Origin of the sequence: Streptomyces flavotricini, from assembly GCF_020639365.1 — a bacterium.
Taxonomy (GTDB): Bacteria; Actinomycetota; Actinomycetes; order Streptomycetales; family Streptomycetaceae; genus Streptomyces; species Streptomyces flavotricini.
This window is the reverse complement of record NZ_JAINUL010000001.1, coordinates 7,389,743-7,408,900: the sequence shown is the minus strand read 5'-3', so window position 1 is coordinate 7,408,900 and position 19,158 is coordinate 7,389,743. Positions and strand designations below refer to the sequence as shown.

The following is a 19,158-nucleotide window of genomic DNA, read 5'->3' as shown; positions in this document are numbered from 1 at the left end:
CGGGGCCGAGCAGCCGGGCGCGCGGGCCGTCGGTGGCGGCGCCGAAGCGCAGCTCGCTGCCGGCGCCGACGCTCCACGCGTGGACGCGGTGGCCGTCGGCCCAGGTTCCGTTGGTGCTGTCCTCGTCCTCCACGGTCCAGTGGTCGCCGTCGGGGCGCAGGATCGCGTGGTGCCAGGAGACCCGGGCGTCGTCCAGGCAGATCTCGCAGAGTGGGTCGCGGCCGACGTGGTACGTCCTGCCCGGGACCATCGCGGTGGTGCCGGCGTCGGTTTCCAGGACGAGCTCGGGCGCGGTCGGCACGCCGGGGCGCTGGGCCATGTGGAGATTTTCCCACGATCCGCCCACCTCGGCACGGATCCGCATCACCGCAGGTCAGCCGCCTCTTATGGGTAATGACAACGGTCCCCGTTGCAGCCTTTGCCCATTGCGTCCAGGTGCGCTTCACTTCACGCGTCGGAACCGAACACACGGGGGACGCCATGAGTGGGCTCGACCACGCGCACGACCGCCGCGCGCCGCACGACCACGACCACGGCCACGCCACCGGGCACGATCACGGCCACGGCGGGCACGGCCACGGCCACGGCCACGGCGTCTCCGCCGACGCCGACCGCCGCTGGCTGGCCATCGCACTCGGCCTCATCGGCACGTTCATGGCGATCGAGGTCGTCATCGGCATCGTCGCCCAGTCGCTGGCCCTGATCTCCGATGCCGCCCACATGCTCACCGACGCCGTCTCGATCGTCCTCGCGCTGATCGCGATGCGGCTCGCGGCCCGCCCGGCGCGCGGCGGCTTCACCTACGGCCTCAAGCGCGCGGAGATACTCTCCGCCCAGGCCAACGGGCTCACCCTGCTCCTGCTCGCCCTCTGGCTGGCGTACGAGGCGGTCCGGCGGCTGCTCGACCCGCCGCCCGTGGCGGGCGGGCTGGTCCTCGTGACGGCGCTCGCGGGCATCGTCGTGAACGTGGCCGCCGCGTGGTGCATCTCCAAGGCGAACCGCTCCTCGCTCGCCGTCGAGGGCGCCTACCAGCACATCCTCAACGACCTGTTCGCCTTCATCGGCACCGCCGTCGCCGGCCTGATCGTGCTGACCACGGGATTCGTCCAGGCCGACGCGATCGCCACGCTCGTGGTCGTCGTGCTGATGGTCAAGGCGGGCTACGGGCTGGTCCGCGAGTCCGGCCGGATCTTCCTGGAGGCCGCCCCGGCGCACATGGACCCGGACACGGTCGGCGACCGGCTCGTGGGGCACCCGCCGGTCACCGAGGTGCACGACCTGCACATCTGGACCATCACCTCCGGGCAGGCGGCGCTGTCCGCGCACGTCCTGGTCGAACCGGCCGGCGACTGCCACGCCGTGCGCCGCGACCTGGAGCGGCTGCTGGAGAAGGAGTACGGGATCACGCACACCACCCTCCAGGTGGACCACGTGCAGGAGGCCCTGCTCACGGTCGGGCGCCCGGGCGAGGACCCGGCCGACCCGCACTGCGCGGACGCGCACGGCCCGGTGCACCGGCAGGGTCCGCACGACCACTGAGGAGCCCGCGCGCGGGGCATACATGGACGCATGACACAGAAGCGCAGCGCCGGACTGCTGCTGTTCCGCACCGCGGCCGGGCCGGCCGGCTCCCCGGACGGGGGCATCGAGGTCCTCCTCGGTCACATGGGCGGCCCGTTCTGGGAGCACAAGGACGACGGTTCCTGGGCCATCCCCAAGGGCGAGTACGAGGAGGACGAGGCCCCGATCGACGCGGCCCGCCGGGAGTTCACCGAGGAGATCGGTCTGCCGCCGCCCGAGGGCCCGTACCTCCCGCTGGGCGAGCTGCGGATCCCCGGCGGCAAGCTGGTGACGATCTGGGCGGTACGGGCGGACCTGGATCCGGCGCTGATGGTGCCCGGGACCTTCACGATGGAATGGCCACCGCACTCGGGCCGGACACAGGAATTCCCCGAGCTGGACCGGGTGGCCTGGTTCGCTCCCGCGGTGGCCGAAACCAAGCTGATTCCCTCTCAAATTCCTTTTCTGCAGAGGCTGTTGGGGCTTCCGTGAGGTTGACCCGACCTTGACTTGCCAACAAACCCCACCTGCATGGACATTGCACATATGACGAACGTCGTGCTGGTGGGAACCCTGGACACCAAGGGTGTCGAGTACGGCTGGCTGCGCGAGAGGCTGCTGCGCGCCGGCGTCGAGGTGATCATGGTCGACACAGGAATCATGGGCGATCCCCGGGTGCCCGCGGACGTACCGCGCGAAGCGGTCGCCCGGGCGGCGGGGACGGAACTGTCGCAACTGCGCGCGGCCGCCGAACGGGGCGCGGCCGTGACGGCGATGGCCAAAGGGGCCGAGGCGACGCTGTTACGCCTGCACGCCGAAGGCCGGCTGCACGCGGTGCTCGCCATAGGCGGCAGCGGCGGCACCTCCATCGCCACCCGGGCCATGCGCGCGCTGCCGCTCGGCGTGCCGAAGCTGATGGTCTCGTCCATGGCGTCCGGGGACGTGGCCCCGTACGTCGGATCCGCCGACATCACGATGATGTACAGCGTGGTGGACATCGCGGGGATCAACAGCATCTCCGCGCCGGTCATGGCGAACGCGGTCGAGGCGGCCGCGGGGATGGCCAAGGCCTTCCAACGGGCCTCCCTGGAACTGCGCCGCCCGGCCCGGCTGGGCGAAGGCTCCCGCCCGCTGATCGCGGCGAGCATGGCGGGCGTCACCACGATCGGCGTGGACGCCGCCCGCGAGAGGCTGACCGCACTCGGCTACGAGGTGCTGGTCTTCCACGTCAGCGGCACCGGCGGCCGCACCCTGGAGACCCTGGCCGGCCAGGGCATCTTCGCGGGCGTCCTCGACCTCACGCTCAGCGAGCTCGCCGACGACCTGTGCGGCGGCATCCTCTCCGCCGGCCCCGACCGGCTCAGCGCCGCCGGGCGGGCCGGGATTCCGCAGGTGGTGAGCCTGGGGGCGCTGGACATGGTGAAGTTCGGCCCGCTGGAGACCCTGCCCGAACGGGCCCGCTACCGGCGGGTCCACGTACACAACCCGTCCATCACGGTGATCCGTACGACCCGCTCCGAGTGCGCGGAGCTCGGCCGCCGGGTCGCCGCGAAACTCCGGGCGGCGACCGGCCCCACGGCCGTGTGCGTCCCACTCCGCGGGCTGTCCACGCTCGGCGCCCCGGGCGGCACCTACCATGACCCGGACGCGGACCGGGCCTTGTTCTCGGCACTGCGCGAGGGGCTGCGGGGCAGTTCCGCCCGGCTCTACGACTACGACACCCACATCAACGACCCGGACTTCGGGAGGGCGGCGGCCGACCGGCTGCACAGCATGATCGGCGCGGCGGCGGCCGCGGCCTGACCCCGGGAAGACCCGTGTACAGCCCCCGTGGAACCACCCTGACCACCGTGTGAAATGCTCCGCGCGGTTGGGAACCGGCCGTGGCGGAAACCGTGTCCCTGGGTGTGGCCGCTCGCCGCGAGCGGCCCGCCCCGGGGCCGGGGCCCGGCGACGCCGCCGACGCAGGGACACGGGCAAGGGACACGGGTACGGACGGGGGCATGACGATGAAGAACGCGTGGACGGTGCCCGGCTATGCGCAGGTCCGGGAGCTCGGCTCGGGCGGCAGCGGCCGCGTGGTACTCGCCGTCCACGAGGCCACGGGCACACCGGTCGCGGTGAAGTACCTCAGCGACCGGCTGCGCGAGGACCCGGCGTTCGTCGGGGAGTTCCGGGCCGAGGCCCGCCTCCTCGGCGGACTGGACACCCCGTACGTGGTCCGCTTGTACGAGTACGTGGAGGCGCCGGCCGGCGCCGCCATCGTGATGGAGCTGGTCGACGGGATCTCCCTGCGCGCCCTGCTCAAGCAGGCCGGTCAGGCCGATCCCGAGGCCGCGCTCGTGGTGCTCAAGGGCTCGCTGCTGGGCCTGGCCGCGGCGCACCGGGCGGGCGTGGTCCACCGCGACTACAAGCCCGAGAACGTACTGGTCTCCGCCGACGGCTCCTCGAAGCTCGTGGACTTCGGCATCGCGGCGCGCCGCGGTGAGACCCCGGGGGTGGCCGGCACCCCGGCGTACATGGCCCCCGAGCAGTGGCAGGGCCGCCCGGCCTCGCCCGCCGCCGACGTGTACGCGGCGACGGCGACCTTCTTCGAGTGCCTGACCGGCCGCAAGCCCTTCGCCGGGGAGAACTTCGCGGAGCTCGCGGTCCAGCACATAGAGGCGCCCGTCCCCGAGACCGAGGCCCCGGAGCCGGTCCGCCCGCTGATCCGGCGGGGTCTGGCCAAGGCCCCCGAGGAGCGGCCGGAGAACGCCGAGGAGTTCGTCTCCGAGCTGGAGGGCGTGGCTCTGGCCGCGTACGGGCCCGACTGGGAGGAGCGCGGGCAGCGCAAGCTGGCGGCGCTCGCCGCACTGCTGCCGCTGCTGTTCCCCTCCGCAGGCGCCCCGGCCGCGGGCACCACGGCGGTGGCGACGACCACGATCGCCCAGCCCTCGCGCTGGGCCCCGGGCCGGCGCGGGCTGATCGCGGGCGGCGCCGCGCTGGTCCTCGGCGTGCTGACGGCGCTCACGTACAGCGCGGCCGGCGGGGAGGCCGGCGGGGCCGCCGCGCTGAACGCGTTCGCGACGTCGAGTGCGAGCCCCGGCGCGACGGGCCCCTCGCCGGCCCCGGGCCCCAGCACGTCGGCGAGCCCCTCGCCGACCGCTTCCCCCTCCCCCTCCCCCTCCCTCTCCCCGTCCGCCTCCGCCTCGCCTTCGGCCACGGCGAGCCCGAGCTACTCACCGGTGGTGACACCCACCGTCACGGCGCCGACCACCCCGCCGCCCACCACCACCCCGCCGCCTTCGCCGAAGCCGACGGTGGTCGTCGGCGCGGTGTCCGTCACCATCCGCCAGACGGGGAGTTCCGTCGGCCAGGCGACCGTGAGCGTCGAGGCGAAGGGCACCGCGCCGGTGACGGTGGTGCTCGAATGGTTCACCGGTGACGTGGAGGGGCGGTTGGGCAAGGCGGACGGCGCCGCGGACACCCTCACGTACCAGCCGGGCTCCGCCGCACCGCTCGTCAAGACCCACACCTTCTCCGGCGCGGGCTGCTACTGGGGCGTGCGCGCCACCACCAAGCCCGCCGCCGGCAACGGTTCCTCGACCAGCCAGGTCTTCATCAGGCGGTGCACGATCTCATGAGCGACAGCGACAGCGACGACGACTACAGCGCCACCGTCCTCGGCAGCCACTGGTTCAGCGGGCCGCAGCCGACGCAGCAGCAGACCCGGATCCAGCCGCAGGAGGCCGTGCCCGACCGGGTCGAGGGCTCGGTCCTGCGGTTCGGGCCCGGGGTGACGGCCGCCCTGCCCGCGCCGTTCCCCGTGGTGGTCGCGGAGCCGGTGCCGCGCCGCCGGCGCGGGGAGTGGCGGAGGTACGCCCTGGCCGCCGTGGTCCTGCTCGCCGTACTGGCGTACCTGGCCTGGCAGCGGTACGGACCCGCCATCGAGGTACGTGACGTGACGGTCGCGACCGCCGACCCGCAAGGCCCCGGCTGCGATTCGACCGCCGACGTGGTGGCCGTCGTACGGACCAACGGGCGGCCGGGGACCCTCACGTACCGGTGGATCCGCTCCGACGGCACGCAGTCGGAGCAGCTCACCGAGCGGGTGCCGCGCGGCAGGAACGAAGCCCGGCTGCACCTGCTGTGGACCTTCCAGGGCCGGGGGACGTACGGGGCCGAGGCCAGGCTCCAGCTGGTCTCGCCCGGACAGCGCACCGCGGCGACGCGGTTCACGTACCGCTGCGCGGGATAGTCCTTCCGGCCGGGGCGGCCGGCGCGACGGTGGCCGTCCGGCCGAAGCGCGCGCACCCCGCCCGCTGGTTGACTCGCAGGTGTTGACGAGGGCTCAGGGACGCCCTCCGGCACCCCTGCGCGTCACGTTCCAGCCGGCGGACACCCCAACCGGAGCGTGGCCGTCCCGCACGGATGCCAGTCCGCGCGGGAGGCCCGCAGCCGCTTTGGGGAGTGGCTGCAGGCCGTCCTGCCGACCTGTCCGTGGCAGGCCGGACCCGTGCCCCCGTCCGGGGTCTCAGAACCTGGCGTGGGCGGTGATGTCCGCCTCGAACTCGCCCGTCATCGCGGGCGTCACCGTCGGCCGGCACTGCGCGACCGCCGCCAGGTAGTCCTGCGTGGAGGCCCCCAGCTGGGCCGCCGCCGCCCCGCGCGCGCCCACCGCCTCCAGATCCCGCTCGAAGGACACCTGCGCCGCGATCCGCGCCGCGTGCTCGATGTCGGCAGGGGTGAACAGCTCGCTCGCGGCCACCAGCGCCGCCACGTCCACATCGGCGCGGCCCGCCGTGTAGCGGGACCAGATCGCGGCGCGCGCCCCGGCGTCCGGGGTGCCGATCGGGATCAGGTAGTCGAAGCGCCCGGGCCGCAGGAACGCCGGGTCCAGCGAGCGGATGGAGTTGGTGGCGCACACCAGCAGCCGCTCGTCGCCCTCCCGGAATCCGGGGATCAGCTTCAGCAGCTCGTTGGTCACCCCGTGGATCCCGCCGGGCTGCGCGGGCTCGGTGCGTACGGGCGCGATCTCCTCGACCTCGTCGATGAAGACGAGGACCCGCTCCAGCTCGGCGATCCGGGCGAACGCGTCGCGCAGCGCGGCGGCCAGGTTCCCCTCGTCGGCGAGGCGGGAGGGCAGCAGTTCCACGAAGGGCCAGCCGAGCCGGGAGGCGATGGCCCGGGCGAAGGTGGTCTTGCCGGTGCCGGGCGGGCCGAAGAGGGTGATGGCGCGCGGCGGCCGCACCCCGTGCGCGGCGGCCCGCTCGGGCTCGGCGAGCGGGAGGACCACGCGCCGTTCTATGAGGTCCTTCTCGTGCTCCATGCCGGCGACCTTGGTCCACAGGTCGTTCGGCAGGAAGCGGCCGCCGAGGTCGTCGAGGAGGCCGGCGGCCGGTCCGTGCAGCGGCTCGGTCTTCTCGAAGTAGGCGACGGCGGGCTGACGCGTGTACCCGGCGTTGAGCAGGCCCTCCCCGAGCAGGTCCTCCTCGGGCAGGACGTACGCGATCCGCCCGACGCGGGCGGCGATCAGCCGCCGCTCCAGCTCGACGAGCAGTGCGCTGGCCAGGCCCCGCCCGCGCCAGCCGGCGGCGATCGCGATCCGCATCACCCAGGCGCGCTCGCCGGTGACGCAGGCGAGGGCCGCGCCGATCGGGACGCCCTGGTGGACGGCGACCACGCAGGGCTGCCGGTCGGTGAGGGCACTGATGCACTCGGCGAGCGAGAAGACGGACTCCTGGCCGAGTTCGGCCGTGGTGTCGATCAGGTGGACCACCGCTGCGAGATCGCTCTCGCGGTAGTCGTGGATGAGCCAGTTCACCGGGTACCGCCCCTCGTTCGTGCTCCTGCGGTGAGGCTAGGGGCGGGCGGACCGGGCGATCACGCTCCGCGGTGCACAACAGCCGGTCCGGAAACCGTCCGTGTCGTCCATAGACTGGTGTCTTCCACCCGAACGCCAGACCGAGGATTCCAGCGCCTTCATGCTTTGCCACATACCCGCGGCCCGTCGCGGGCCCCTCATCTGGCTCATCCCCTCCCTGTGGACCCTGGCGCTCGGTCTGTGGGGGCTCTCCCGGCAGGACAGCGTGTGGCGGGACGAGGCGGCGACCTGGCAGGTGGCGGGGCGATCGACGGGCGAGATCGTGGACATGCTCGGCAATGTCGACGCGGTGCACGGGCTGTACTACCTGCTGATGCACGGGCTCTTCGAACTCTTCGGGGCGAGTACGACGACCCTGCGGCTGCCGTCGGTCCTGGCGGTGGCGGCCGCCGCGGCCTGCGTGGCCGTGATCGGGCGGCGGCTGGCCGGCTCCTGGGCGGGTCTGGGCGGCGGGCTGGCGCTCGGGCTGCTGCCGGCCGTGCAGTTCTACCTCCAGGAGGGCCGCCCGTACGCGCTGGTCGCGGCCGGCGCCGCGCTCTCCACGCTGCTGCTGGTCTCGCTGCTGTCCGAGGTGTCCGAGGTGTCCGGGGTGTCAGGGGCCGGGCGGAGCGGGCGGACGGGACGCCGGGCCCGGCCGCGGTGGACGGCGTACGCGGTCACGGTGCTGGTCTGCGCGCTGCTGAACTGGCTGTCGCTGCTGGTCCTGCCGGCCCACGCGGCGACGCTGTGGTGGGTGCGGGCCGGGCGCGGGATGTGGCTGCGCTGGGCCGCGTACGGGGCCTGCGCGGTCGCGGGGGCGCTGCCGCTGGTGCTGTTCAGCCGGAGCCAGTCCGACCAGGTGTCCTGGATCCCCCCGCTGACCTGGCACATGATGATCGGCCCGGCGATCCTGCTGGCGGTCGGGGGTGTCTGCGCCCTGGCGGACCGGCCGCGCGCGGGCCGGCTGTCGGCGGCCGCCGTGGGGCTGCCGCTGCTGGCGGTCCCGCAGCTCGGCCTGATCGGGATCTCCCTGGTCCAGCCGCTGTTCCTGGACCGGTACGTGCTGTTCAGCATGGTGGGGCTGGCGCTGCTGATCGGGGCGGGGCTGGGGGCGGCCGTACGGGCCGCCCGCCCCCTGTTCCCCAGGGGGGCCGGTCTGATCGTGCCGGGCGCGATCGGGATCTCGGTGCTGGCACTGCTCCCGGTTGAGCTGGGCAAGCGGGCTCCGGCCAGCCGGGTCGACGACGTCATGGCGGTGGCCGGGGAGGTGGCCCGGCTGGGGCGGCCCGGGGACGCGGTGCTGTTCGTACCGGCGGCCCGCCGGGACACCGCGCTGGTGTCGCCGAAGGCCTTCGCGGGGCTGGCGGACGTGGCCCTGGAGCGCGGTCCCGTGGCCTCGGCCACCCTCAAGGGCGAGGAGGCGGACCCGGCGCGGATCAGGCAAGCGCTGCTCGGGCAGTCGCGGGTGCTGCTGGTGACGGACGCGGCGAAGGTGGCCAAGCCCTCGGGGGCCGCCCGGGACGCGGCGAAGGCGGCGGTGCTGAAGGAGCGGTTCAGGGTGGTGGAGGACCGGCAGGTCCGGGGCCGCCGGGTGACGGTCTACGAGCGGCGCTAGACACGGCCCGGGAACCGTTCACGCGGCCGCGGCGGCGGTGTGGGAGTCGAGCCAGGACAGTGAGGCGCGGGCCAGGTCCGGCCAGCCGTGGTCGACGATCAGGGAGTGGCCGCGGTCCTCGAAGCACTGGTACTCGGTGGTCGCGTGCGAGTCGCGGTACTGCTTGTAGGTCGAGCGGGTCAGCAGGTCCGGGACGGTGTGGTCGAGCCGGCCGGACATCAGGAGCAGCGGGCCGCGGCTCTCGTTCCCGGTGTCGACCTTCGTCGGGGAGTGCGGGGTGAAGTTGCCGAGGGCCAGCTGGAACAGCGGCCGGGCGGTGCTCGGGATGGTCCACTCGTCGTAGAGCTCCTCGGACTCCTCCTCGGAGACGGCGTTGGCGAAGCCGTAGCGGAACTGCTCGCGGTTGAGGGAGACGGACCGGCGGGTGTTGCCCGGATTGTGCAGGACGGCCAACGTCGACCTGGCCTGGGCCGGGGCGATGGCCTTGACGCCCTTGATCTGCCCGGGGCAGATGGCGACGGCTGCCTCTGCGAGACCCTGGCCCAGCAGGTGCTGGGCGATGAACCCGCCGACCGAGTGCCCGACGAGGACGGGCCGGGCGGGCAGCTCGCGGATCACCTTGGCGTGCGCGTCGGAGATCTCGACGAGTCCCACCCCGGCCTGGTCGTCGGGACGGCGGCGGGCCTCGGCGACGGTGTCCGGGACCCCGGGCCACTCCGGCAGGACGGGCTCGTAGCCGGCCTCCCGGAAGGCGTCGGCCCACCCCTCCCAGCTCGTGGAATGCAGCCAGAGGCCATGGATGAACATCACGGGCGTGCGGTGCTGTGCGGTCATGGGGGGACACCTCCTGGACCCCCCTGCCGCCCCTGCCAGTCTCGCCCGCGCGGCGGGCGGCCGCCTGCGGAGCCCGGATTCACAGGACATTCATATGGAATACGAGGCTCCGGGCATAGCTTCCGTGGGGAGGCTCGGGGCATGATCCCCCGCATGCTTCCTCGACCGGCCCACAGCGCCCGCACCCGGCGGGCGTCCCGGATCCTGCTGGCGCTGGCCGCGATGGCCGCGCTGCTGAGCGTGGACCTGCCCGACGCGGCGGCCGTGCCGCCGCTGGGGGTCACCGCCGAGGCCGGGTCCGATCCGACGGCGAACCGGGTGGGCGCGCTGTTCGCGGGCTCCCTCGACGGCGGGCACTTCTGCACGGCGGCCGTGGTGCACAGCGACGACCGCAACGTGATCGCGACCGCCGCACACTGCCTGGACGATCCGGACACCACCGTGTTCGCGCCGGGCTACCGGGACGGCAAGGCCCCGTACGGGACGTGGAAGCTGACGGGCGTGTCCATCGCCCAGGGTTGGACGGACGGCCGGGACCCGGACGAGGACATCGCCTTCGCGACGGTCGCCCCGGCGGACGGCGGCACGGCCCGCATCGAGGACGCGGTGGGCGGCTTCCCGGTGGCCACCGGGCAGCCGGACGACGTGACGGTGACGATCCTCGGCTACCCCAGCAGCGACGAGGCCCCGCTGCGCTGCGCGAACGCCACGAGCCTGTTCTCCGGGACCCAGCGCCGGATCGACTGCCCCGACCTCAGCGGCGGCACGAGCGGCAGCCCCTGGCTTGCGGACGGCGCCCTGGCCGGCGTCCTCGGCGGCTACGAGGGCGGCGGCACGGTCCCGGAGGTCTCGTACAGCGCGGTCATGGACGACCAGGCCCTGGAGCTCTACCGCGAGGCGGCGGTCTCCGCCGGCTGACCCCCACCCCGCCCGCCGGGCTGCCCCGGGTCGACGGTGTCCGTGTGGAAATCGTCCGGCCGCTCCTCCTGGAGCCTCGCGAGACGGTTGCCGAGCAGTTCGACCGCCTCCGGCAGGCTCGTGCCGAACTCCTCCCGGATCTTCTGCACGGCCTGGATCCTTCGGCCCCCGAGGATCAGGTAGTCGATCCGCGACCAGCTCGCCGCCGTGGCGTCGCTCGGTTGCTTCAGGGACTCGAGCTGGATCCGCAGCCGACCGATGTCGCTCAGGGCCGCGTCGCGCTCGGCGCGCGCCCGTTCCAGTTCGGCGCGCAGCGCTTCGGGGTCCTCGTCCGGCACGGCGTTCTCAGCCGTCGCGCCCGGCATCGGTGCGAACCAGGTGGGGGCCGCGTGGCGGGCCCGGTGGATGCGGTCCACCGCGAAGGGCTCCAGCTCGGGCAGGGCGTCCACCTCGAACCAGGCCACCTCCAGCGACTCGCTGTCGTTGACGCGGGCCTCGCCGCCGGTGGCGCGGCAGCGGAAGGTGATGTCCTGGAACTGGCAGACGTCGCCGTTCGGGTACGTGATCGGTTCGAGCATCTGGACCAGCACCACCCGCTCCGGGACGCACTGCACCGCCGTCTCCTCGTACACCTCGCGCACCGCCGTCTGCGCGGGCTGCTCCCCCGGCTCCGCGATACCGCCGACCACGGACCAGCGTCCGGTGTCGGAGCGGCGGCCGAGCAGGACCCGCCCGTGGTCGTCGAAGACGATGGCGGTGACCCCGGGCAGCAGGAGCAGCTGGTTCCCGGCGGAGGCGCGGATCTGGCGGATGAACTCAGGTGTGGTCATACCCCGACCCTACGAGGCCGCGGGCAGTGACCGCGGCCGGGCGGTCCGCCCGTCCCGGGTCAGGCGGCCGTCCGGGTCAGGCGGCCGTCCCGCGGGACCGGATCCTGCGGGCGAGGGTCCAGCCGAGGCCGCCCGCGGCGACCAGGAGCAGCGCGTACTCCGGCAGCGGCCCGAAGCGGGTGGCCGGGGTCTGCGTGGAGCGCAGCGGGATCCGCTCGACCAGCGCGTCCGCCGTGAACATCTTCGTCTCCTGGACGATCTGCCCGTCGGGCCGGATCACGGCGCTGACACCGCTGGTGACGGGCACGAGCACGGTCCGGCTGTGCTCGACCGCCCGGACCCGGTCCATCGCGAGCTGCTGGTACGTCATCTGGGAGCGGCCGAACGTGGCGTTGTTGCTCGGTACGGCGACCACCTGCGCCCCGTCCTGGACGGTGGAGCGCACGGCGTCGTCGAAGGCGGCCTCGAAGCAGGTCACCATGCCGACCGCGCTGCCCTCCATGGCGAAGACGCCCGGCTCCTTGCCGGGGCCGAAGTCGCGCTGCACCCGGTCCACGTCCGAGCTGAAGAGCCGGACGAAGGACCGCATCGGGATGCGCTCTCCGAAGGGCTGGATCTTGCGCTTGTCGTACGTGTCGACCGGCCCCTTCACCGGGTCCCACAAGATCATCGTGTTGCGCAGCGGGCCGGTCTCCGGGGCCAGTACGGTGCCGATCGCGACCGGCACTCCGATGGCCTTGACCGCGTTGTCGATGACCTCGTACGCGTCGGGCTGGGTGTACGGGTCGATGTCGGAGGAGTTCTCCGGCCAGACGACGAAGTCGGGCTTCGGGACCCGGCCCGCCTTGACGTCCGCGGCGAGCTGGAGCGTGCGGTTGGCGTGGTTGTCGAGGACGGCGCGGCGCTGGGCGTTGAAGTCGAACCCGGCGCGCGGGACGTTGCCCTGGACCACGGCGGCCACCGCGGTGCCCTCCTCGGCGGCGTCGGAGACCAGCGGCCGGGCGGCGAGCGCCCCGGCGAGCGGGGCGGCCACGGCGGTCGCGGCGAGCAGCGTGGCGGTGGCCCGCCGGGTGTCGGCGCCGACGCGCAGGGCCTCGTACAGCCCGAATCCGCACAGGGCAACGGCGAAGGAGAGCAGCGGGGTGCCGCCGAGTGCGGCGAGCGGGAGGAAGACGCCGTCGGCCTGGCCGAAGGCGAGCTTGCCCCAGGGGAAGCCGCCGAAGGGGGCCCGGGCGCGCAGCGCCTCGCCGGCGGTCCAGACGGCCGCGCCCCACAGCGGCCAGGCGGGGAGCCGGCTGACCAGGGCGATGCCGAGGCCGGTGAGGCCGATCAGGAGGGCTTCGAGGGTGGCGAGTGCCAGCCACGGGATCGGGCCGACGCCCTCGCCGGTCCAGATGAGCAGCGGCAGCAGGAAGCCCAGGCCGTGCAGGAAGCCGAGGCCGAAGCCGGCGCGGGCGCGGCGGCCGCGGAGGCAGGCGCCGAGCAGGGCGAGGGCGAAGGGGGCCAGCCACCACAGGGGGCGGGGCGGGAAGCTCAGGTAGAGCAGCACGCCGGAGCCGGTGGCGAGGGCGGCGCGCAGCGGCCAGCCCTTCCAGGCGGGTGCGGCCGGGGTTCCGGATTCCGCTTCGCCGGCGGTGCCGGGTCCGTGCTCTGCGGTGATGCTGCTGCTCATCTGCCGGAGTGTACGTGCCCGCCCGCGGCCGCGGGAGGACCCTCAGCGGGCAAGGGCACGCAGGTGGGTGCGGATGACCCGGACCGCGTTCTCGGCGTCGTCGACGGTGACGGTGAACACCTTGCCGTCGTCCAGCCGCAGCTCCACTCCCTCGCCGCGGCGGACGATGACTGCGGTTCCCCTTTCGGGCCGCCAGCGGTAGCCCCAGCCGCCCCACTGCTGGGGGGTGATCCGGGGGACGAACTCGGCGGAGGCCACCTCCGTGAGCCGGATCTTGCGGCGGGGCAGCCCCATGTGGCCGCAGCGGACCTCCATCGCCTCGGCGTCGACGGTGACGGCGACGTGCACGAAGGCGAGGGTGCCGTAGAGGATCAGCAGTCCGGCGGCGAGGCAGCCGATCACGGACATCAGGAGCGGGACGAAACCGGAGGTCCAGTTCGAGTCGACGGCGAGCTGGACGCCGAGTGCGAGACAGGCCGCGCCGGCTGCGGCGAGCAGCCATTGCACGCGGTTGGAGGCCCGTCCCGTCCACAGCGGACCCGGGGGGTGAACCGTCATGTGTAGCAGCCTACTCACGTTCCGCATGTGCGGCACCGCCTCTGGGCCAGTCGGCGCGGGCGCGTCGTACGCTCGTCCGCCCGTGCTTGACCTCAAGCAAACTTGAGGTTTTATGGTCGCCCACATGACCAGTCGAAAGAACACCCGCGGCACCACGGAGAGCACCGCCCCGGAGCGCTACCGGACGGCGGTCGTACCGCACATCATGGTGTCGGACGCGCCCGCCGCACTCTCCTTCTACGGCCGGGCCTTCGGTGCCGTCGAGGACATCCGGCTCGCCCACCCCGAGGGCGGGGTGATGCACGCCGAGATCCGGATAGCGGGGGCGGTGCTGATGCTCGGGGACGTCTCCGGAGGCCCGTTCACCGCCCCGTCGCCACTCGGCGGCACCTCGACGGCGCTGCACGTGTACGTACCGGACGTGGACGCGCTCGTCCGCACGGCGGTGGCGGAGGGCGCGGACCTGCTCCAGCCCCCGGCGGACCAGTTCCACGGCGACCGCACCGCCATCCTGCGCGATCCGTTCGGCCACCTATGGATCTTCCTGACCCACATCGAGGACGTCCCGCCCACCGCCCTTCAGCCCCGCTCGCGGGAGGCGTAGGCGCGGCCGCGGCCGCCGGGACAGCACGGCCGCACGGCGGGCCGCGCAGGGCGCGATCCCGCACCCGCCCGCCGGCACACCGGACGCCCTCGTCGCCGCCGGCCCCGGCGACCTCGACGGATTCCACGACCTCGACGGCTTCGGACGCGGTGTACTGGCCTGTGTATGCCCCGAACCGCCCGAGGAGGAATCATGACCACTCGACTCGACCGCGCCGTGGGCGCCGTTCTGGGCTCGGCCGTCGGCGACGCCCTCGGCGCCCCCTACGAGTTCGGGCCCGCCGGGGAACTGACCGCGCGCGGCCGGGAGATGCGCGGGGGCGGTGGCTGGGATCCCGGCGAGGCGACCGACGACACGCAGATGGCCGTCCTGGTCGGCGAATCCCTCCTGGAGCACGGCGGCCTCGAACTCCCCGACGTCTTCGACCGGTTCCAGCGCTGGGCGGCCGCCCAGCCGAAGGACATCGGTCTCCAGACGGAGGACGTGCTGACCAGCGGCGAGGCCTGGGACCTCGCCGCCGCACTGCACTTCCAGATCAACGCGCGGGCCGCCGGCAACGGTTCCCTGATGCGGGCCTCCACCTCGGCGGTCTACTTCGCCGACGCCGGACGGGAGGGGACGATGGACGCCGCCCGGCGGATCGCCGCCCTGACCCACGGCGACCGGGCGGCCTGGGAGGGTACGGCCGTACTGCACGAGCTCGTACGGGTGATGCTCGACGGGGGCGATCCGCTGGCCGCGCTCCCGGAGGTGCTCGCCGCGGTGCACCCCGACCACCGCGAGCGGTATGCGTTCGTCCTCGGCCCCGACTGGCATCCGGGGCTGGCCACCGAGTTCAACGGGGCGGTATGGCCCTGCCTGGGCTCCGCGGTGTGGGCACTGCGGACGACCACCGCCTTCGCCGGGGCCGTACGGGCCGCCGTGGACCTGGGCGGGGACACCGACACGGTGGCGGCGGTCACCGGAACCCTGGCCGGGGCCTACTACGGCCAGACGGCGATCCCGCCGGAGTGGACGGCGCCGCTGCACGTGCCGCTGCCCGGGTTCGGGGACCGGGTGCTGGACGCGGACGGGCTGCGCTCGCTCGCTCAGTCGCTGGCGGAGCGGACGTAGCGCTCGGGAAGCAGATCCGCCACCGGCACGGCGCGCAGGGTGCCGCCGGATCCGAGGATGACCCGCAGCCCGGGATGGAGGTCGAGGAGCACCTGGCGGCAGCGGCCGCAGGGCGGGAGCACCCCCCGCTCGCGGTCCCCGACGGCGACGGTGGTGTCGAGCTGGCGGATGCCCCGCGCGGCGGCCGCGCCGAGGACGACGAGCTCGGCACAGGGCCCCCGGTGAAGTGGTACACGTTCAGACCCTGCGCGGTCCGGCCGTCCCGGGCGCGGGCCACCGCCGCCACGGTGTGGTCCTCGCCGTGGCAGCGGGTCCGCGCCAGATCGGTGGCGGCCTCGACGAGGGCGAGGTCCTGCGGGCCCAGCGGGCCCAGCGGGCTCATCGCCCGACGGCCGCGCCCTCGCCCGCGAGCAGCCGCCCTTCGGCGTACCCGAGCGCGGCCGCGGGGAGCGCGCCCTCCTGGCCGCTGAGCAGGACGGTCAGGGTGCCGGTACGGGGCAGACCCGGCTCGGGGTGGGCGCCGAGGCGGCGCAGCGCCTGTACGGCGACGGCCTCGGCGGAGCCGTGGTAGCGGAGCTGGGTGCCGCCGGTCCGCTCGGCCAGGGCGGCCCGGATGGACACCTCGACGAGCTCGTAGTGGGTGCAGCCGAGGACGACGTCGGTGACGTCGGCCGGGGTCAGCGCGGCGGCCGCGGCGACGGCAGCGGCGATGGCGGCGTCGTCCCCCACCTCGACGGCGTCGGCCAGTCCCGGGCAGGGCACCTCGGTGACCCGGGCCCCGGTGGCGAAGTCGCGGATCAGCCCGCGCTGGTAGGGGCTGCCGGTGGTGGCGGGGGTGGCCCAGATGGCCATGCGCCCGCCCGGGGTGGCGGCGGGCTTGATCGCCGGCACGGTGCCGATCACCGGGATCCCGGGCTCGAGCTCGGCCCGGAGGGTCGGCAGGGCGTGCACGGTGGCGGTGTTGCAGGCCACGATCAGCGCGTCCGGCCGGTGCCCGGCGGCGGCCCGGGCCACGCCGAGGGCGCGCCCGGTCAGATCGGCGGGCGTACGGGGGCCCCAAGGCATGCCGACGGGGTCAGAGGAGAGGACGAGATCGGCGTCGGGCCGCAGCCGCCGCATCTCGGCAGCCGCCGCGAGGAGGCCGATTCCGGAGTCCATGAGGGCGATCTTCACCTGGTCACCTTAATGGAAGGGACACCACCGGGGGCGGCGGAGGCCGCCGGGAGCGGGGGGAGGGGGCGGGGGAGCGCAGCGACATCGCGGAGCGACGCGACCGAAGGGAGCGCCCTTGACGGCCCGGACCGACACGGAAGGACAGTGGACTGCCGGGAAACCCCCGCACTCCCTCCGACCCCGGTCACCAGGACCCCGCCAGCCGCAACCCCCGGACCACTCCCGACGCCGGCCACCGGAACCCCGTCGGCCGGGATCCCCGAACCGCCCCCGACCCCGAACGACGGCGCCCGCCGGCCGTAAGCCCGCCCCCACCCCACCCGACCCGACCCCACCCCGCCCAAATCCACGACACCCCCCTCCGTCTTCGGCACACTGCCCGCATGGGCCTTCTCTGCGCCGCCTGCGTTTCCCTCCTCGCCTGGCTCTGGCTGACCTTCGCCCAGGGCATGTTCTGGCGGACCGACGTGCGGCTGCCGCCGCGCAGCGCCCCCGGGCGGTGGCCGTCCGTCGCCATCGTGGTCCCGGCCAGGGACGAGGCCGAGGTGTTGCCCCGCAGCCTGCCCTCGCTCATCGCCCAGGACTATCCCGGCGAAGCCGAGGTGATCCTGGTCGACGACGGCAGCACCGACGGCACCGGCGACCTCGCCCGGCGGCTGGCCCGGGAGCACCCCGGGCTGCCCCTGACCGTCACCTCCCCCGGCGACCCGCCCCCCGGCTGGACCGGGAAGCTGTGGGCGCTGCGCCACGGCATCGCGCTCGCCCGCAGCGCCCACGCCACCGAGCCCGAGTACCTGCTCCTCACCGACGCCGACATCGCGCACGAGCCCGACAGCCTCCGCGAGCTGGTCTCGGCCGCGACCAGCGCCGACCTCGACCTCGTCTCCCAGATGGCCCGGCTGCGCGCCGTCAGCCTCTGGGAGCGGCTCGTCGTGCCGGCCTTCGTGTACTTCTTCGCGCAGCTCTACCCCTTCCGCCGGATCAACCGACCGGCCGGCCGGACCGCCGCCGCGGCCGGCGGCTGCGTGCTGCTGCGCACCGAGGCCGCCCTCCGTGCCGGCGTGCCGGACTCGATCCGGCAGGCCGTCATCGACGACGTCTCCCTCGCCCGCGCCGTCCGCCGCTCGGGCGGCCGGATCTGGCTGGGGCTCGCGGAGCGGGTGGACAGCGTGCGCCCGTACCCCGCGCTCGGGGACCTGTGGCGGATGGTCTCGCGCAGCGCGTACGCGCAACTGCGCCACCAGCCGCTGCTGCTGGCCGGGACGGTGGCCGGACTCGTGCTGGTCTACCTCGTCCCCCCGGCCGCGCTCCTCGCGGGGCTGGCGACCGGGCAGGCCGCGACGGCCTGGGCGGGCGGGCTCGCCTGGCTGCTGATGACGGGTACGTACCTGCCGATCCTGCGCTACTACCGGCAGCCCGCAGCACTCGCGCCACTCCTTCCGCTCACGGCCCTCCTGTACCTCCTGATGACCGTGGACTCCGCCGTTCAGCACTACCGCGGCCGCGGCGCGGCCTGGAAGGGCCGTACCTATGCCCGCCCCAGTGATGCCTGAAACGAAAAATCACCCTCCCCACCACCTCCCTCACCGATGTCATCCCAGGTCACCGCCTTGTGACGCTGCGTCAGCGGCAAGTCGGTGCAACAGCCAACCGGTGAGTACGAGTAGGAACAACCCGGTGCGGAAGTGGCGAAAACGTGCACGTGAACGGGAAGTGAAGGGTGTGGCTCTGACCTGCGAATATGCAGGTCAGCGCGGTGTTCGTCACACCTCGCTATGGACCCGGTGAAGTCGTGGGCTTAACTTAGGTCCCATGACCTCCCCCCGCTCCACTTATGGCGGCGGTTACTACTCCGCGCCCTCCTTCCCGGACACCCCCATCTACGACTCCCTCGTCGCGGAACGGGGCACCCCGCAGATCGCCCCGATCCGCGTTCCGGCCGCTTACGACTCCCCCGGCTCCGGTTACTCGAGCGGCGGGTACCTCCCCGCCCTCGCGTCCTCGCTGCCCGCCCTGCCGGCCGCGCTGCCCCCTGCCATGCCGCAGCAGCAGCAAGCCCCGGCGTACGGGTACCCGTACCAGCAGCAGGCGGCGCCCGCACCGATGCCCTTGCAGCAGGCGCCCGCTCCGTACATCCCGCAGCAGCAGGCCGTGGCCCGCGCGGGATACATGCAGCAGGCCCAGCCGCAGCAGCCCCGGCCGGCGGCCATGGGCACCGGGTACGAGGCGATGCGTCCGGCCGCGCCGCGCCCGATGCAGGTTCCGGCTCCGGTTCCGGCCGCCTCGTACGAGGACCCGTACGGCCGCCCGTACCAGGGGCGCGGCTACTGACGGATCCGGAAGCGGCAGACCCGGTGCCGGCAGACCCCGGTACCGGCGGGCCCCGGTCCTGACAGACCCGGGGACGCTCACTAGGGCGGGCGCGGGAGCTCCTGGCAG

At 74.0% G+C, this 19,158-nt stretch carries 17 protein-coding genes and 2 pseudogenes; 11 read left to right on the top strand and 8 right to left on the bottom strand.

What is annotated here, in order from left to right; all coding sequences use genetic code 11:
- Positions 1-319: FHA domain-containing protein (locus tag K7B10_RS33935; RefSeq protein ID WP_229342683.1), on the bottom strand; the 319-nt coding region annotated here is incomplete at its 3' end.
- A 161-nt stretch (positions 320-480) separates the two neighbouring features.
- On the opposite strand from K7B10_RS33935, the gene K7B10_RS33930 reads away from it, so the two are divergent.
- From K7B10_RS33930 to K7B10_RS33910, 5 genes are all read left to right on the top strand, one after another.
- Positions 481-1,539 carry a cation diffusion facilitator family transporter gene (locus tag K7B10_RS33930; RefSeq protein WP_229342682.1) on the top strand — a complete coding sequence of 353 codons (1,059 nt, stop codon included), beginning with the start codon at positions 481-483 and terminating at the stop codon, positions 1,537-1,539.
- 30 nt (positions 1,540-1,569) lie between these two features.
- Positions 1,570-2,052, top strand: coding sequence for an NUDIX hydrolase (locus tag K7B10_RS33925; protein WP_229342681.1), 483 nt, complete (start codon positions 1,570-1,572; stop codon positions 2,050-2,052).
- 54 nt (positions 2,053-2,106) lie between these two features.
- Entirely contained in the window at positions 2,107-3,363 is a 1,257-nt protein-coding gene (locus tag K7B10_RS33920; protein ID WP_229345611.1) for a Tm-1-like ATP-binding domain-containing protein, read from the top strand.
- Positions 3,364-3,563: 200 nt separating this feature from the next.
- Positions 3,564-5,183: a serine/threonine-protein kinase gene (locus tag K7B10_RS33915; protein WP_229342680.1), complete on the top strand. Its 1,620-nt coding sequence runs from the start codon at positions 3,564-3,566 to the stop codon at positions 5,181-5,183.
- The gene (locus K7B10_RS33910) at positions 5,180-5,797 is read left to right on the top strand and encodes a hypothetical protein (protein ID WP_229342679.1); all 618 of its coding nucleotides are present in this window, start codon (positions 5,180-5,182) and stop codon (positions 5,795-5,797) included. Before K7B10_RS33915 ends, K7B10_RS33910 begins: the two co-directional genes overlap by 4 nt.
- Before the next feature lie 276 nt (positions 5,798-6,073).
- Here K7B10_RS33910 and K7B10_RS33905 read toward each other — a convergent pair whose 3' ends face one another.
- Positions 6,074-7,363 carry an ATP-binding protein gene (locus K7B10_RS33905; protein WP_229342678.1) on the bottom strand — a complete coding sequence of 430 codons (1,290 nt, stop codon included), beginning with the start codon at positions 7,361-7,363 and terminating at the stop codon, positions 6,074-6,076.
- A 160-nt stretch (positions 7,364-7,523) separates the two neighbouring features.
- On the opposite strand from K7B10_RS33905, the gene K7B10_RS33900 reads away from it, so the two are divergent.
- Positions 7,524-9,017, top strand: coding sequence for a glycosyltransferase family protein (locus K7B10_RS33900; RefSeq protein WP_229342677.1), 1,494 nt, complete (start codon positions 7,524-7,526; stop codon positions 9,015-9,017).
- An 18-nt stretch (positions 9,018-9,035) separates the two neighbouring features.
- On the opposite strand, the gene K7B10_RS33895 is transcribed toward K7B10_RS33900, so the two are convergent.
- Positions 9,036-9,851 (bottom strand): alpha/beta hydrolase, encoded by an 816-nt coding sequence (locus tag K7B10_RS33895; protein ID WP_229342676.1) that lies wholly within the window; start codon positions 9,849-9,851, stop codon positions 9,036-9,038.
- 153 nt (positions 9,852-10,004) lie between these two features.
- Between K7B10_RS33895 and K7B10_RS33890 the strand changes: the two genes are divergently transcribed.
- Positions 10,005-10,769, top strand: a complete 765-nt coding sequence (locus K7B10_RS33890) for a trypsin-like serine peptidase (protein ID WP_229342675.1) — start codon at positions 10,005-10,007, stop codon at positions 10,767-10,769.
- 365 nt (positions 10,770-11,134) lie between these two features.
- Here K7B10_RS33890 and K7B10_RS33885 read toward each other — a convergent pair.
- From K7B10_RS33885 to K7B10_RS33875, 3 genes and pseudogenes are all read right to left on the bottom strand, one after another.
- Positions 11,135-11,599 (bottom strand): annotated as a pseudogene (locus K7B10_RS33885) (NUDIX hydrolase); the annotation flags it as partial.
- 76 nt (positions 11,600-11,675) lie between these two features.
- Positions 11,676-13,271: an apolipoprotein N-acyltransferase gene (gene lnt, locus K7B10_RS33880; RefSeq protein WP_229342674.1), complete on the bottom strand. Its 1,596-nt coding sequence runs from the start codon at positions 13,269-13,271 to the stop codon at positions 11,676-11,678.
- Positions 13,272-13,313: 42 nt separating this feature from the next.
- Positions 13,314-13,829, bottom strand: coding sequence for a hypothetical protein (locus K7B10_RS33875; protein WP_229342673.1), 516 nt, complete (start codon positions 13,827-13,829; stop codon positions 13,314-13,316).
- 124 nt (positions 13,830-13,953) lie between these two features.
- On the opposite strand from K7B10_RS33875, the gene K7B10_RS33870 reads away from it, so the two are divergent.
- Positions 13,954-14,433 carry a VOC family protein gene (locus K7B10_RS33870; RefSeq protein WP_229342672.1) on the top strand — a complete coding sequence of 160 codons (480 nt, stop codon included), beginning with the start codon at positions 13,954-13,956 and terminating at the stop codon, positions 14,431-14,433.
- A 192-nt stretch (positions 14,434-14,625) separates the two neighbouring features.
- Positions 14,626-15,546, top strand: a complete 921-nt coding sequence (locus tag K7B10_RS33865) for an ADP-ribosylglycohydrolase family protein (RefSeq protein ID WP_229342671.1) — start codon at positions 14,626-14,628, stop codon at positions 15,544-15,546.
- On the opposite strand, the pseudogene K7B10_RS33860 reads toward K7B10_RS33865, so the two are convergent.
- Together K7B10_RS33860 and K7B10_RS33855 are read right to left on the bottom strand one after the other, a co-directional pair.
- A pseudogene (locus tag K7B10_RS33860) lies at positions 15,522-15,928 on the bottom strand (cytidine deaminase family protein). The gene K7B10_RS33865 and the pseudogene K7B10_RS33860 sit on opposite strands and share 25 nt — an antisense overlap.
- Positions 15,925-16,719 carry a glutamate racemase gene (locus tag K7B10_RS33855; protein ID WP_229342670.1) on the bottom strand — a complete coding sequence of 265 codons (795 nt, stop codon included), beginning with the start codon at positions 16,717-16,719 and terminating at the stop codon, positions 15,925-15,927. Before K7B10_RS33855 ends, K7B10_RS33860 begins: the two are co-directional and overlap by 4 nt.
- 383 nt (positions 16,720-17,102) lie before the next feature.
- Here K7B10_RS33855 and K7B10_RS33850 point away from each other — a divergent pair, with 383 nt between their 5' ends.
- Together K7B10_RS33850 and K7B10_RS33845 are read left to right on the top strand one after the other, a co-directional pair.
- Positions 17,103-18,272 (top strand): glycosyltransferase, encoded by a 1,170-nt coding sequence (locus K7B10_RS33850; RefSeq protein ID WP_229342669.1) that lies wholly within the window; start codon positions 17,103-17,105, stop codon positions 18,270-18,272.
- Between the two features lie 259 nt (positions 18,273-18,531).
- Complete coding sequence (locus K7B10_RS33845; protein WP_229342668.1) at positions 18,532-19,050, top strand: DUF6643 family protein; 519 nt, start codon at positions 18,532-18,534, stop codon at positions 19,048-19,050.
- Positions 19,051-19,158 lie beyond the last annotated feature (108 nt).